At 56.4% G+C, this 13,930-nt stretch carries 13 protein-coding genes; 11 read left to right on the forward strand and 2 right to left on the reverse strand.

What is annotated here, in order from left to right; genetic code table 11:
- Positions 1 to 72: 72 nt before the first annotated feature.
- Positions 73 to 1,041, reverse strand: a complete 969-nt coding sequence (locus MWL89_RS06450; protein WP_102378475.1) for a GDP-mannose 4,6-dehydratase — start codon at positions 1,039 to 1,041, stop codon at positions 73 to 75.
- A 50-nt stretch (positions 1,042 to 1,091) separates the two neighbouring features.
- Positions 1,092 to 1,931 (reverse strand): hypothetical protein, encoded by an 840-nt coding sequence (locus MWL89_RS06455; protein WP_244412244.1) that lies wholly within the window; start codon positions 1,929 to 1,931, stop codon positions 1,092 to 1,094.
- 163 nt (positions 1,932 to 2,094) lie between these two features.
- Between MWL89_RS06455 and MWL89_RS06460 the strand changes: the two genes are divergently transcribed.
- The 11 genes from MWL89_RS06460 (at position 2,095) to MWL89_RS06510 (ending at position 13,926) form a co-directional block, all read left to right on the forward strand.
- Positions 2,095 to 3,132 (forward strand): GHMP family kinase ATP-binding protein, encoded by a 1,038-nt coding sequence (locus MWL89_RS06460; RefSeq protein WP_244412245.1) that lies wholly within the window; start codon positions 2,095 to 2,097, stop codon positions 3,130 to 3,132.
- An 8-nt stretch (positions 3,133 to 3,140) separates the two neighbouring features.
- The gene (locus tag MWL89_RS06465) at positions 3,141 to 3,725 is read left to right on the forward strand and encodes a D-sedoheptulose-7-phosphate isomerase (protein ID WP_244412246.1); all 585 of its coding nucleotides are present in this window, start codon (positions 3,141 to 3,143) and stop codon (positions 3,723 to 3,725) included.
- Between the two features lie 78 nt (positions 3,726 to 3,803).
- Complete coding sequence (locus tag MWL89_RS06470; RefSeq protein WP_244412247.1) at positions 3,804 to 4,943, forward strand: HAD-IIIA family hydrolase; 1,140 nt, start codon at positions 3,804 to 3,806, stop codon at positions 4,941 to 4,943.
- Positions 4,944 to 5,063: 120 nt separating this feature from the next.
- The gene (locus tag MWL89_RS06475) at positions 5,064 to 6,557 is read left to right on the forward strand and encodes a DUF2142 domain-containing protein (protein ID WP_146040614.1); all 1,494 of its coding nucleotides are present in this window, start codon (positions 5,064 to 5,066) and stop codon (positions 6,555 to 6,557) included.
- A 180-nt stretch (positions 6,558 to 6,737) separates the two neighbouring features.
- Positions 6,738 to 7,514 (forward strand): ABC transporter permease, encoded by a 777-nt coding sequence (locus MWL89_RS06480; RefSeq protein WP_102378470.1) that lies wholly within the window; start codon positions 6,738 to 6,740, stop codon positions 7,512 to 7,514.
- 18 nt (positions 7,515 to 7,532) lie between these two features.
- Positions 7,533 to 8,324: an ABC transporter ATP-binding protein gene (locus MWL89_RS06485; protein WP_102378469.1), complete on the forward strand. Its 792-nt coding sequence runs from the start codon at positions 7,533 to 7,535 to the stop codon at positions 8,322 to 8,324.
- Between the two features lies 1 nt (position 8,325).
- Positions 8,326 to 9,336, forward strand: coding sequence for a glycosyltransferase (locus tag MWL89_RS06490; protein ID WP_244412249.1), 1,011 nt, complete (start codon positions 8,326 to 8,328; stop codon positions 9,334 to 9,336).
- Between the two features lie 2 nt (positions 9,337 to 9,338).
- Positions 9,339 to 10,331, forward strand: a complete 993-nt coding sequence (locus MWL89_RS06495; protein WP_102378467.1) for a glycosyltransferase family 2 protein — start codon at positions 9,339 to 9,341, stop codon at positions 10,329 to 10,331.
- 1 nt (position 10,332) lies between these two features.
- Positions 10,333 to 11,466, forward strand: a complete 1,134-nt coding sequence (locus MWL89_RS06500) for a glycosyltransferase (protein ID WP_244412250.1) — start codon at positions 10,333 to 10,335, stop codon at positions 11,464 to 11,466.
- A gap of 113 nt (positions 11,467 to 11,579) precedes the next feature.
- On the forward strand, positions 11,580 to 12,806 hold the full coding sequence (locus MWL89_RS06505; protein ID WP_102378465.1) for a glycosyltransferase family 2 protein: 1,227 nt from the start codon (positions 11,580 to 11,582) through the stop codon (positions 12,804 to 12,806).
- Positions 12,793 to 13,926 carry a glycosyltransferase family 2 protein gene (locus tag MWL89_RS06510; RefSeq protein WP_180995058.1) on the forward strand — a complete coding sequence of 378 codons (1,134 nt, stop codon included), beginning with the start codon at positions 12,793 to 12,795 and terminating at the stop codon, positions 13,924 to 13,926. Before MWL89_RS06505 ends, MWL89_RS06510 begins: the two co-directional genes overlap by 14 nt.
- Positions 13,927 to 13,930: the final 4 nt, after the last annotated feature.

Genomic DNA, 13,930 nt, shown 5'->3' on the forward strand with positions numbered 1-13,930 from the left:
AGGACCCGCAGGGGTCCTTCTTCTTTATGGGATCTGCCCACGATGGTTCTCTGGGCAACATGGCGCGCCGGTCTACGTGAGCTTTTCTCTCCAGTATGCGAGCATTTCGGCGATGGTGTCTCTGTAGGCTATTGCGGGGCTCCATCCGGTATCGCGCACGAGCTTGGTTACGTCGCCGAGGATCACGCGCTCGTCGGTGGGGCGCAGCAGGGCGGGATCGACTTCGAGCTCGAAGTCGATCCCCGTAAGATCTTCGATGGATTCGATGAGGTACTCGATGCTGTGGGCCTTCGTGGCCGAGATGTTGTACGCTTCGCCGGGCGTTCCCTTCTCGGCGAGAAGGAAGAGCGCTTCGATGAGGTCGCGGCAGTCGAGGATCGCCCGATGCGTTTTAACGTTGCCGACGCGCAGCACGGGATTTTCCGCACCGAGCCGTTCCTGTTCGATAGCCCGCAGCGTGAAGTCGGACGTGACGTCGTTGACCTTGCGCGTTCCCGTCGTATTGAAGATACGTGCTCTGATGGTTCTGATGCCGTCGTTGCGAAAGTACTGGTAACCGAGCAAGTCCTGTGCGACTTTGCTGACTCCGTAGGGATGGAGCGGCAAAAGGGGCGCATCCTCGGTCACTGCGGCACCGTCGAGGTCTTCGAGCGTTTTACCGTATTCTGCGCTCGAGCACGCGATGATGACGACGGGATCGTAGGCTTCATCGGCCTCGCGGATCTTCTTTACCGCTTCGCAGACGGCGATGGTGCCGCCCGCATTGGTATCCATAGTTTCGTACGGGCGATCCCAGGAAACCGTGGGGTAGCTTTGGGCTGCAAGATGGAAGATCGCATCGGGCCGTTCTTCGGCGATGATCCTCTCGACGCTTTGCGGATAGCGCACATCGCATTCGGCGAGCCTGATGCTCTCATCGAGCTCGTTCAAATCGATCGTCGGTTTGTAGTAGGTGCCGAGCGCGCTAATGCCTCGCTCTTGAAGCATTTCCATCATGTGCGAGCCGATCATTCCGCCCGCACCCGTTACCAAAACCGTCATGCCGTCTCCCTCTTTCCTGTTTGCGGCCGTCCTGCTGTATTCCCTTAAAGCTATCGGGCACCCTGTCTGATGCGGTCGATGAGCGTGTCGTTTTCGCCGCAGTATTCGTTATGGGCGGCGAGTGCGTTTTTGATCTGAACGTCGTTGCCCCCGCCTTCGTTCATGTGGGGCCATCGGGCGACTGCCTGGGATCCGTCCACCAAGATATGGCTCGGCTTCTCATCGTCGCAGACGACTACGGGGATGCCTTTCGTCAATTCGATCACCTTGAGCCAGATATCGTCCGCTTCGATGCAGGTTTTTTGGATCTCGTCAACGGTCATGAGATCGCTGTCGAGGCTGTGAGGGGGATAGAGGACACCGCAGACGCCGGTCGCTAGAAGGTCCATCCGGGGCTGCCCCAGTTGCTCGGTATACTCGAACACCCAATCAGTGTAGGGCCTGATGGCGCCCGTTTCGTCGAACGTTATACGGTGGGCTCGCATGGCGGATACCGCTTGGGGATTCGATCGGTAGGAGTCGAGCAGCGTTTCGAGCACGGTGGGGCGGTATAGCACATCGTCGTCGACCGTGATGATGATGTCGTCGTTGTGCTCGCGAAGCGTCCAGAAGTACTTGTTGTGCACTTTGAGGTCGATGTCGGCGAAGCGCACTTCGAGACCTTTCTTGCGCAATGCGAGTACGTCTTCGGGTAGCGAGGCGAGCCCCTCGGGGAAGTCGCTTGCTATGAGCCAAAGGTACACGGCATCGGGTATACGCGTTTGGTTGAAAATGGTTTCGAGGCTCCTGCCGACATGCTGCATGCGCGGCGGGTAGGAGGTGAGGGTTACGATGACGCGGGGTCCGTTTTCGGGTCGTTTCGAATTCGATCGGAGTCGGTCGAACAGCATGGTGCTCCTTTCGGTGCCGATTGGGCTGCATTGGATTCTGATGATATTATACATTGACAAAAATAGCAGCTCTTCCGTTTTCCCTATGCGGTATCGTTTCTGCATGGTTTCCGTAGGGAAGCGCAACGCCGCGATCCGGTTGGACAAGCAGAATGGATGAGAGATGACAAAAATCCGCTCCAAAGCACCCTTGCGCCTTGGGCTTGCTGGGGGAGGAACCGATATCGAGAGCTATTTCAGAACGTGCGGCGGGGCGGTGCTCAACGCTACGATCCGAAAGTATGCGCACTGCATCGTTGAACCGCGCAGCGATGATACGGTCGTATTCGACGCCGTCGACATGCATGAGCGATTCGAGTGCAAAGCGGTGCCGAGGATCGATTCCGATTCCGGCCTCAGGCTCCATAAGGGCGTATACAACCGCATCGTATCCGAATACCGAGCGGGCGAGCCTTTGCCGCTTACGATGACGACGTATTGCGACGCTCCAGCCGGTTCGGGTCTCGGTTCGTCTTCGACCATGGTCGTAGCCATGATCAAGGCGTATGCCGAGTTGCTGAACTTACCCATCGACGATTACGAGATGGCGCAGCTCGCCTACGATGTCGAGCGGAACGATCTGGCCCTTTCGGGCGGTATGCAGGATCAGTACGCCGCAACGTTCGGCGGTTTCAATTACGTCGAGTTCCACTCCGACGGTACCGTCATGGTGAACCCGTTGCGTGTGAAGAATTGGGTGCTCAACGAGCTCGAAAGCTCTATCGTACTGTACTATACCGGCGTATCGAGGGAAAGCGCGAAGATCATCGATGAGCAGATAGCGCTGTCCGAGCGAGAGGATCGCCATACGATCGAAGGCATGGCGGAACTGAAAGATGCGGCCTACGAGATGAAATCGTGCTTGCTCCGTGCCGACTTCGACGGTTTGGCTGAATGCGTGAACAGGGGATGGCAGGCGAAGAAGAAGACGTCCCATTACGTATCAAGCTCACATATCGAGCAGTTGTACGATCTCGTTATGATGCATGGCGGCAAGGCGGCCAAGATTTCGGGAGCTGGGGGCGGCGGATTCATGATGATATTCTGCGATCCCGCGAAAAGGTACGGGCTTATGGAGGCTTTGAACGGCTACGATGGGCGGGGTCGTGCCGAAAGCGTCTCGTTTTACGAGCGGGGCGCCCAGGCGTGGACCCTCTACTAAGGAGCGATATGAACGAACGGTCGGCGGCGATCTTCGCCGAACTCTACGAGCGCCATCCGCGTTTGCGTGTGTGCGAGGCGGGCATAGTCGAGTCGTTCGAGATGCTCGTCAGAACGTTTCGCTGCGGCGGTAAGCTTATGCTTTGCGGCAACGGCGGCTCGGCTGCCGATTGCTCCCATATCGTCGGCGAGCTCATGAAGGGCTTCTGTTTAGAGCGGGCCGTACCGTCCGACGAGGCGCTTGCGATTGCGAGGGCGGCTGCTCCCCTCGGGATCGACGGTCAAAGGCTTGCCGATTCGCTGCAAGGGGGTCTTCCGGCCGTAACGCTGACGGAGAGCTCCGCATTGCTTACGGCTTTCTCCAACGATCGCGTTCCGCAATACTCGTTCGCTCAGCAGGTGTATGTGCTGGGCGCAGCAGGCGATGCGCTTCTGGCTATCAGTACGTCGGGTAACTCTGAAAACGTACTTGCGGCGTGCGCCGTAGCGAAGGCCCGGGGGGGTCGGCGTGGTGGCCTTGTCGGGAGGGGACGGTGGCAGGCTTTCCGCTGCAGCCGACGCCTGCGTGCTCGTTCCCGAACGCGAAGCCTTTAAGGTTCAGGAGCTCCACCTGCCTTTCTACCATGCGCTTTGTTTGGCCCTCGAAGCAGAGTTCTTCGAGGAGTAGCGCTCATGGAAGCTGTCGTCCTCGCGGGGGGATTCGGTACGAGACTCGCCGATGTTGTCTCCGACGTGCCCAAACCTATGGCTCCGGTATGCGGAAGGCCGTTTCTGCGCTTCGTGCTCGATGAGTTGTTCTCCCAGGGATGCGAATCGGTTGTATTGGCCGTAGGGTATCTCCATAACCGGATCAGCGAGTATTTCGGTTCGACGTATAAGGGTATGCGCCTTATCTATTCGGTTGAAGATGCTCCGCTTGGAACCGGGGGAGCAATCAAGCAGGCGCTCGGGATGTGCTCCGAAGATGTCGTTATCGTACTGAACGGAGATTCGCTGTTCCGCGTTGGGTATCGGGCTCTGTACGAAGCCCTTTGCGCTCGCCCGCAGGCTGTCGCCGCGCTTGCCGTTAGACGGTTGAAGCGCTTTGACCGCTATGGGTCTCTTACGGTCGTGGGCGGGATCATCAGCTCGTTCGCGGAGAAGTCGTATTGTGAAGAAGGCCTTGTCAACGGTGGGGTTTACGCCCTGAAGAGAAGCGCGCTTGCCGCGATGCCGCCCGCCTTCTCGATTGAGCACGACTATTTCGAGCGGTTCGTTTCGGACGGTGCGTTTGTCGCTTGCGAGAGCGGCGGGCTCTTTCTCGATATCGGGATACCCGAAGACTACGAGCGCGCGCAGACGGTATTTTTCGATCTGGTTCCCCGTGGCACCCGCATAGCGTTTTTCGATCGTGATGGAACGATCAACGTCGATACGGGACATTTGTACGAGCCGGAAAAGCTTGCACTCATCCCCTCGACGGTCGACCTTATGCGCTCCTACCGACGCAAAGGGTACCGTATCGTCGTGGTCACCAATCAAGCGGGCATCGCCAAGGGCCTTTATGCCGAAGAGGACATGCATAGACTGCACCGCATACTCAACGAAAAGCTCGATGCGCTCGGTGCCGGCGTGGATGCGTTCTATTTTTGCCCGCATCATCCCGCCGTTACCGGCCCGTGCTCCTGCAGGAAGCCGGCGGGCGGCATGGTCGAGAAGGCCTTGTTCGACTTCGAGGCCGATCCCGAATGCTGCGTTCTGTACGGCGATAAGGAAACCGATCTTCAGGCCGCAGCGGCTTGCGGTGTGAGGGGTGTGCTCGTCGGCGCGTAGGCACGATGGTCTTATGGAATTCATCATGAAATATTCCCTCAGCCGTTCGTGTGCTATCATGCGGTTTCGCACCGCCATGCGCGGCAGCTCGTTTCGTTTCGCAGTATATGGGGAAAATCGATGTCATCAACCACTCAACTAGCTTCCGCGTGGAAAGAGAACCGCTCTTTCTATGCATTGTTCGCCGTGTACCTTGGCGCCCTTTTTGCGGGCGAATCCGGGATGCTTGCAAGCGTCTGCGCTCATTACGAGTCGGGATGGCTTACATGGCAAACGGGATGGGCGGCGATGGGGTGCCTTGCTGCCCTCGCCGCGTTGGTTGGGCTCTGGAGCCGTTCGGTGCGAAAAATCGAGACGATTTTTCTGCTTGTGGCTCCTCCGCTCTTAATAGGTTTTGCCCTGTTCATGATGCCGTTTGCCGTACCAGACGAGTTTACTCACATCAACAGGGTGTTCGACAATCGCTCGGGGGTGTGCCCCCTCACGGTTCCGGAGCAGCTAAGGGATGCAGAGGCGTGGATCGGGCCGTACTCGGGGCTTCAGGCGTGTTTCGACATACCGTTCGACTACTCGCTTACACGCGAGACGGAAAACTGCGCTGCCGCGTATTCGAGCATTAACTATCTGCTTCCTTCGCTCGCGACGCTTATTGGCGTTCCGCTGGGCATCAACGCATACGTTCTCATATTCGCCGCCCGTTTGATCAACGCGATGCTGTACCTGTTCGCGGGCTACTGGATGCTTTGCAAGATGCCCTTCGGTAAAAAACTTGCATTCGTTTTTCTCTTGAATCCGATGTTGCTTCAGCAGGAGGCGTCGTGTTCGGCCGATGCGCTCTGCAACATCGCGGCGCTCTGTTTCATCGTGCAGGTGCTTGCCATGCGCTTCGGCCAGTGCGATCCGCTTCCGAAGCGGGAGTGGGTCGTTCTTCTCGGATTGGCGTTGCTGGTCGCGCTGTGCAAATATGCCTACCTTCCTCTGATATGTGCAGCCGTCATTCTGTATCCGAGGATTGAAAGCCGAAAAATCAGATGGGTGCTCCCTTTCGCAGCGGCGTTGTTCATGGTGCTTGCTGCGGTGTTCGTTTACATGATCGGGTATTCGGCGATGCTCGAGCGCGTGCTTTCGTCGTTTAGCTTCGATGCTTTCTTCGGTTCGCTCGGCGCGACGATTGCGCAGGAAGGCGGGACGATTCTCTGGCAGTTTGCGGGCGGGAACCTTGGATGGCCCTATATGAACGGCGCCGATGCCACGGTGACCGTGAGGGTTCCTTTCGCCTGGGTCGTGTATCTCGCGGTGCTGCTCGTGGCGTTCCTTGCGAGCTTCGGCGAGCGGAAGGATCTCTTCAGGCCATGGGAGCGGGTTGTCCTGATCGCTCTCGGCGCAATCGAATCGCTTTTGTTGTTCTTGGCGTTATGGGAGGCGCTTGCGGGACCTACAGCCGTTACCTGGATGCAGGGTCGCTACTTTATTCCCCCGGTTTTCCTTGTGCTGTGCGCGCTCGTATTGAGGGAGAAAACGCCGGCAGCGAGGCTTCCGAACCTCTTTTTCGGCATTGCGATGGTCCTTGTGAACGTGTTTTCGCTTGCGTATGTGATCCGCTTCTTTATGTAAGCGGATCGGCTCCGAAGTGCGCCGATGCCCGCATGCAACACGATGCACGGGCGTATTTGGGCGTTGGCGGCCGCTTTGCGTGGGAGTCGTGGAGACCTTCTCGGGTCGCAGGCTTGCATGCTATGATTGATTGGTTATTCGTTTGCATGAACTGGATGAAAGCGAAGGCTTGCAGCATATATGAATACGAGGCACCTCAATTTCAAACGGGATGGTTTCGTCCTCTCATCGCTTGTCTCGAAGGACTTTAAACTCAAGTACCGTCGCAGTGTTCTGGGCGTGCTATGGTCCATTCTCAACCCCTTGCTCATGATGATCGTGCTTTCGGCGGTGTTCTCGTTCGTGTTTCGGGGCGATATCGAGAACTTCCCGCTCTATCTCATTCTTGGGACGACGCTGTTCAACTTTATGGCTGCGGCAACGAACGGCGGCATGATGTCGATCATCGAGTCGGCATCGCTCATTAAGAAGATTCGTATCAACAAGATGGTGTTCCCTCTCGAGAAGGTTATTTTCGAACTCGTGAATTTCGTCATATCGCTCATTGCGGTTGTCATCGTCATGTTGTTTTTCCAGGTGGCGCCAACGTGGAATATTCTGTTCCTGCCGCTGCTGCTCGTCTATATGATCATGTTCTGCACGGGGCTCGCCCTCATTCTTGCTACGCTTACGGTGTTCTTCCGCGATGTCATTCACCTGTGGGGCGTCGTAATCACCGCTTGGACCTATGCCACACCTTTGTTCTATCCCATCCAGAGGCTGCCTGAATTTATGATTGCGATCATGGAGTTCAATCCCATGTACCAGTACGTGACGTATTTTCGCGAGATTGCTCTGTGGGCTCAAACGCCGAGCCTTGAGATGAACCTCGTTTGCTTTGCGATGGGGGCTATCACGCTGGTGGTCGGCGTTGCCGTGTTTAACCGGTCGCAGAAGAAATTCATCCTCTATGTCTAACCGTGTGGGGTTGTCGATATGAAGAAAAACAAGAACCTAGCCCGCCCGCTCGGCTCCAAGGAAATGGACGAGCTCGATCTTGCCGTAAAGGTCGATGCGGTTACCATGGTGTTCAACATGGCGAGCCAGCAACTCAACAGCCTTAAAGAGTTCTTCATCGCCTTTGCACGCCGCGAGCTTTTCTTCAAAGAATTCATCGCGCTCGATACCGTGAGCTTCGAGGTGCATAAAGGCGACGTGTACGGAATCGTCGGCACGAACGGATCCGGCAAATCGACCATGCTCAAGATCGTTGCCGGGGTGCTCGAGCCGACGAAGGGTGCTTGCAGCATAAACGGAAACATCGCACCGCTCATCGAGCTTGGGGCGGGTTTCGATATGGAGCTCTCCGCGCGCGAGAACATCTACCTCAACGGCGCGCTTCTCGGCTATCGCAAAAGCTATATCGACGAGCATTTCGAGGAAATCGTCGATTTTGCCGAAGTACGCGAATTCCTCGATCTTCCCATGAAAAACTATTCGTCGGGTATGATCGCCCGCGTCGCCTTTTCGGTGGCTACGGTCATCGTGCCCGATATCCTTATCGTCGACGAGGCGCTTTCGGTCGGTGATATGTTCTTCCAGGAGAAGTGCGAGAAGCGGATCGGCGAGCTTATCGAGAAGCACAACACGACGGTCCTGTTCGTGTCCCATAGCATCGAGCAGGTGGAGCGGGTGTGCGAGAAAGCCATCTGGATCGAGAAGGGCCATCTGCGTATGAACGGTACGGTCGAAGAGGTATGCGCCGCTTATCGGTCGATGAGGGAATAGCATGTCTGCGCCTGCCGTCAGCATTGTAGTACCCGTGTACAACACCGGAAGCTTTCTGCCTCGGTGCTTGGCGTCGCTTGAGCGGCAAACGTTCCAAGACAAGGAGGTCATTCTCGTTGACGACGGTTCGACCGACGGCTCTGCGGCGTTGTGCGATGCTTTTGCGCAGCGGCATCCGTGGGCGAGGGTTTTGCGTCATGTGCGAACCGAGGGCCTGTCCGCGGCGCGTAACGACGGGGTGGCTGCAACGATCGGGGAATTCATCGGCTTCGTCGATTCTGACGACTGGATCGCCCCCACTATGTTCGAGACCCTGCATCGCGTCGCAACGGAAACCGAAAGCGACGTAGCTCAGATTCAATACGTGCTCTGTTCGGGTGAGCGGCAGGTTGATAACCCGAACGAGTGCGTGCGAACCTTGACTGCGGAGGAGGCGCTCGCCGAAATGCTTTTCGATGAGCGCTATGCGGTGTGGAACCGTTTGTATCGTCGCAGTCTGTTCGACGCATGCGGCCCCGAGTGCTTTCCCGTCGGCAAGACGTGTGAGGACCGTGTCGCCAACTTCAAGCTTCTTCCGAATGCAAAACAAGTTGCCGTTTCGAATCGCATCGAATACTTCTACTTCCAAAATATCGGAAGCATCTCGAACGGCGGTCTCGACAGGCGGGGTCTCGATCTCATCGAGGCGGATCGCCTCATGGTCGAACTTGCGCGTGCGCTCGGCAGCGACCGCGTGTTGAAGCTCGCCGAAGATCGTGCGGCGAAAAGCTCGTTTTCGCTTCTCGTCAAATGGGCTCGGTTCGGAGTCGTCGATCCGGCGCTCGACGAAGACGGTACGGTGACCCGGTTGTTCGACGACTTCGAGAAAAACTATCGCCGTCTTATGGAATCCCCCCTGTCTTTCGGAAAGAGGGCGGTGGCTTGGCAGCTCAGGCATTGCCCGTCGCTCGTGCGGTACGAATTCAAGGCGTACGACACCCTTTCGCGGCTTGGCCGGAAGGGGGATAGTTAGCCATGGGAAAGCTTCTCACCATCGCCATGCCCTGCTACAACGTCGAAGCGTACCTTGAGCGAGGTCTCGGTTCTCTTGCGGATGACCGGTTTGCAGACGATCTCGAGGTTCTTATCGTCAACGACGGCTCGACCGATTCGACCAAGGAGATCGCCTTGCGCTACGTCGAGTCCCATCCGACGATCTTCAGGCTCATCGATAAAGAGAACGGCGGTCATGGGTCGGGCATCAACGCCGGTATCGCCCATGCGGCAGGAACGTATTTCCGCATTGTGGACGGAGACGACTGGGTCGACACCGACAATCTTGCCACCTTGCTCGATAGGCTTCGCTCCATCGATTCCGATATCGTTGTCGACGAGAAACGCGAGGTCGATATGGGCTCGATGAGCGGTAGCCTCGTGGAGTTGCCAGCGTATATCGAGGTGGACAAAGAATTGCAGTTTGCCGACATATGCAATCTGCATGATACGGAATCGTTCATAGCCATTCATACGCTGACGGTGAAGACCTCCCTGTTGCGAGAGCATGGCATCAGCATACTCGAGGGCATCTTCTACGTCGACTACGAATACATCGTCAAAGCAACTTGTTTTGCCGATACGGTTACGTTTATTCCCCTTGAGATCTACCAGTATCTTGTTGGCAACGCGAACCAAAGCGTTGCTGCCGAGAATTGGGTGAAGCGGTATTCACATCACGAAACGGTCGTGAAGGAGTTGCTGCGATTCTCGGAAACCGATGGTTTCAGCGCACCTATTCACGAGTACCTGGTGAGGAAAACCCAGCTGCTCATCAATACCCACTACAAGGTGCTGCTCATATTCGACAAGGACAGGCGGCGGGGCGCTTCACGTGCGAAAGAGTTTCGCTTGTGGCTCAAGCGCGAATACCCCGCATTTGCCGCCTTAACCGCTGCGCGATATCGGCAGGCTCTCGGTATGCATTATCTCGGCGTCGACGCAGCCAGGCTTGATGCGATCATGGGGCGCTAGCATGGATACGTCGCGCAAGGCTCCCCGCATATCGGTTATCGTTCCCGTGTACAACGTAGGCGCTTTTCTCGATCAGTGCCTGAGCAGCGTTCGTGCGCAAACGATGAACGATATGGAAATCATCTGCCTGAACGATGGTTCGACCGACGATTCCCTCGCTATCATGAAGCATCATGCGGCCCGTGACGGGCGATTGCGCGTTGTCGACAAGGAAAACGAAGGCTACGGTGCGACGTGCAATCGCGGAATTGACCTTGCGCGGGGGGAGTACGTTGCCATCGTCGAGCCGGATGACTATCTCTTGCCAACCATGTACGAGGACCTGCTCGCATTCGTCGATTCGTTTTCCGGGAAGATCGACGTGGCGAAGGAAGCGTGGTTCGATGTGATCGATTGGGACGATCCGTCAGTTGAACGTATCGTTTCGGGGTATCTGTATAAACGGCTTCCTACCTCGCGCACGGTTCATACCGTCGATGAGCTCCCCGAATTGCTCGAAGGGCACCCCGCGATATGGTCCGCGTTGTATCGGCGCGAGTTCCTATCGCAACGGGGTATCCGCTTTCACTCTTATCCTGGTGCCGGCTGGGCCGATAATCCGTTTCTCGTCGATACCCTCTGCCAGGCTGAACGTATCGTATACCTCGATGCAATGCATTATTGCTATCGCAACGAGCTTTCAGGGGGCAAGGGGAGGCCCGTTGACGAGGAGCGGCTTGCCATGCCTTTGGCCAGGTGGGAGGACATGACTCAAGGCATTGCCGCTTGCGGGGTGGACGACCCACTCGTGTGGCAGGCTCATTACCAACGGGGTTTCAACTACATCGACGATATCATTGCGCAAGGGGGTTGGGAGAGCCCTCGCATCAAGGCGGGCATACGCGATGCCCTTCTCACGATGAGGGAGGATCTCGTGCTCGGCCACCCCAAGCTCTCTCCTGCGAAAAAGCGCTTTTACCTCGAGCAGATCGGGAGGACCGATACTCCAAAGCTGTCATCATGGCCTTATATGCGCCATCTTGCTCGGGAGTTCGCTGTTCGGTTGAGAGCACAGGGGCTGGCTGGCGCATGCAGGGCCCTTGGGGGCTTCTCGAGGCAGAAGGCCTCGGGGCGTGATGCTGAAAAGGTGAAATAGGCGTTTCTTTGCCCGTTTTCGTTGGCTAGGTTCCCCTTGTATTGTTAAGATCATACGTCAACGGGAAATACGATTCCCGCTCAGACGTAGCGATGTTGATTTGAGGAGTTGGTGTGGCGGATAGAGTTTCGGTAGTCCTTACGGTGTACAACATGGAGTCGTGCCTGCGGGAAACCATGGACTCCGTGCTTGAGCAGACGTATCGCGACCTCGAGGTTATCTGCATTGACGACGGATCGACGGACAAGTCGCTTGAGATTCTCGAAGCATATGCCTCCGACGATGATCGGGTTTCTGTCTACACCCAGGAAAACGCTGGTCCAGCGCAGTCTCGCAATAGGGGCCTCGATCTGGCTACCGGCGAATACGTTATGCTGCTCGATTCCGATGACCTGTACGACCGCGAGATGATCGAGAAGCTTCACGGCCGGGCTATCGATACGGCAGCCGATGTTGTCGTGTGCCGCTCGGCGGAGTACGATCATCGTACGAAAACCGTTTCGAAAGCTCCGTGGACAGCCAAGGTCGAACAGATTCCCGCAAAGGACCCGTTTTCGTGTTCGGACATGTACGACTACGTTCTCATGGCGTTTATCGGGTGGCCTTGGGATAAGCTGTATCGGCGTTCGTTCATAGAAGCGCATAGTCTCAGATTTCCCGCTATGAGCAATAGCGAGGATCTGTATTTTGTGTTTCTCTCGCTCGTGCTAGCTGAGCGAATGAGCTTTTTCGATGAAGTGCTCATCAGACATCGCGTCAACCGCACGGGGTCGGTGTCAAACACCCGCACCGCCAATCCGACTGAGTTTTATCGGGGGATATGCCTGCTAAAAGAAAAGCTGAAGGAAGACCCCGTTCGCTACGAGCGAATGTCGTGGGGTTTTCTCAATTGGGCTTTCGACTACACTCTTTGGAATATCGAAACGCTTCCCGAGGGGCCGGTTCGCCGCGAACTCATCGAGAAGCTGGCAGGCGGCGGATTTCCCGAGATCGAGCTTTCGTATCATGGAACAGCGTATTTTACTCTCATGCCCGACTGCATCGAACGATACGAAAGCCTTCTCGCGGAGCTCGGGGGAAATGCGCCTTGCAACCCGCGCGAGAATGAGAAGCATCCCCGCCTCAGCTACGTGACGGCGTTTTTCGCTGAAGCTCAGAAGAGGGGGTTCAAATCCGCTATAGGCGATGTGGTCTACTGGGCCATCGATAAGATCAAGGGCGAGGAGCGGGACGAGAAGCGACTTGCGAAGGACCGCGGCGCACTTCTTTTGTTTGCGGATGCCCGAGAGGCGGAACGGACCGATACGACAAGGAGGAAGACGGGTTATGAGCGAGGGTAAAGGGGCCGTACGGCCAGCTGTTTCGATTGTGATTCCTTGCTACAACGTCGAGGCATACCTCCCTGAGGTGCTCGATAGCGTCTTGGGGCAAACCTTGGAGAACATAGAAGCGATTTGCGTCAACGACGGATCGACGGATGGCACGCTCGATGTTATCAAGTCCTACGCCGCGCGCGATTCGCGCATCGTGATCATAGACAAACCCAATGGCGGCTACGGCCATAGCATGAACAAGGGAATGGACATGGCGACGGGCGAGTACATCGGCATCGTTGAATCCGACGACTACATTCTTCCAACCATGTACGAAAAGCTCTATGCGGCCGCAGAAGAAAACAACGTCGATTTCGTTCGCTCCGACTTCACGAAGTTCAAGACGGGCGCAAACGGCGAACGCGTATTCTGGGAGGAGAAGCTGACTCCGCACAGCGAGTACTACAATACGGTCATGAACCCTGCCGATAATCTCGACGTGTTCAATATGCAGATGCTTAACTGGACCGGCATCTACCGCACCGATTTTATCCGCGAGCACAACATAAGGCACCATGAAAGCCCCGGCGCCTCATACCAGGATAATGGGTTTTGGTTCCAGACGTTTTGCTGGGCGAAGCGGATATACGCGGTGCCCGAGGCATTTTACTGCTACCGCCAGGACAATGCGGCGTCGTCGATCAACCAGAACAACAAAGTGTTCTGCATGCCCGACGAGTATGCGTGGATCAGAGACTTTCTGGCTGCTCATCCCGCGCTTGAGCAACGCTTCATCGGGGTGTTCCATTACAAGAAGATGCACAACCTGAACTTCGCCTTCTCGCTTTTGGCCCCCGAGTTCCAAATGCCGTTTCTCGAACGCTATGCGGCCGAATATCGGGAGGCATCCGCCAAAGGCGAGCTTGACGAATCGCTGTTCTGGCCCGAGGAGTGGACGGCTGTCAATAAGATTATGGCCGACCCGCAAGCGTATTGTGCCGAATACAACTTCCAAATCGAAAAGCAGGCGGCTTATAATAAGGCGCAGAGCGGCGGCTCTCTTGCATTGTTCCGCTTTCACGCGAAGTACGATGGGCTTGCGGAAACTCTGAAGATCGTTGCGAGGAGACTTGGGGAAGATAGGTAGCAGC

Source organism: Raoultibacter timonensis (assembly GCF_022845715.1).
Classification (GTDB): domain Bacteria; phylum Actinomycetota; class Coriobacteriia; order Coriobacteriales; family Eggerthellaceae; genus Raoultibacter; species Raoultibacter timonensis.

Excerpts from the sequence above, each read along its gene's own strand:
- MWL89_RS06450 (WP_102378475.1), bottom strand. The coding sequence starts at position 1,041 with ATGACGGTTTTGGTAACGGGTGCGGGCGGAATGATCGGCTCGCACATG.
- MWL89_RS06455 (WP_244412244.1), bottom strand. The coding sequence starts at position 1,931 with ATGCTGTTCGACCGACTCCGATCGAATTCGAAACGACCCGAAAACGGA.
- MWL89_RS06460 (WP_244412245.1), top strand. The coding sequence starts at position 2,095 with ATGACAAAAATCCGCTCCAAAGCACCCTTGCGCCTTGGGCTTGCTGGG.
- MWL89_RS06465 (WP_244412246.1), top strand. The coding sequence starts at position 3,141 with ATGAACGAACGGTCGGCGGCGATCTTCGCCGAACTCTACGAGCGCCAT.
- MWL89_RS06470 (WP_244412247.1), top strand. The coding sequence starts at position 3,804 with ATGGAAGCTGTCGTCCTCGCGGGGGGATTCGGTACGAGACTCGCCGAT.
- MWL89_RS06475 (WP_146040614.1), top strand. The coding sequence starts at position 5,064 with ATGTCATCAACCACTCAACTAGCTTCCGCGTGGAAAGAGAACCGCTCT.
- MWL89_RS06480 (WP_102378470.1), top strand. The coding sequence starts at position 6,738 with ATGAATACGAGGCACCTCAATTTCAAACGGGATGGTTTCGTCCTCTCA.
- MWL89_RS06485 (WP_102378469.1), top strand. The coding sequence starts at position 7,533 with ATGAAGAAAAACAAGAACCTAGCCCGCCCGCTCGGCTCCAAGGAAATG.
- MWL89_RS06490 (WP_244412249.1), top strand. The coding sequence starts at position 8,326 with ATGTCTGCGCCTGCCGTCAGCATTGTAGTACCCGTGTACAACACCGGA.
- MWL89_RS06495 (WP_102378467.1), top strand. The coding sequence starts at position 9,339 with ATGGGAAAGCTTCTCACCATCGCCATGCCCTGCTACAACGTCGAAGCG.
- MWL89_RS06500 (WP_244412250.1), top strand. The coding sequence starts at position 10,333 with ATGGATACGTCGCGCAAGGCTCCCCGCATATCGGTTATCGTTCCCGTG.
- MWL89_RS06510 (WP_180995058.1), top strand. The coding sequence starts at position 12,793 with ATGAGCGAGGGTAAAGGGGCCGTACGGCCAGCTGTTTCGATTGTGATT.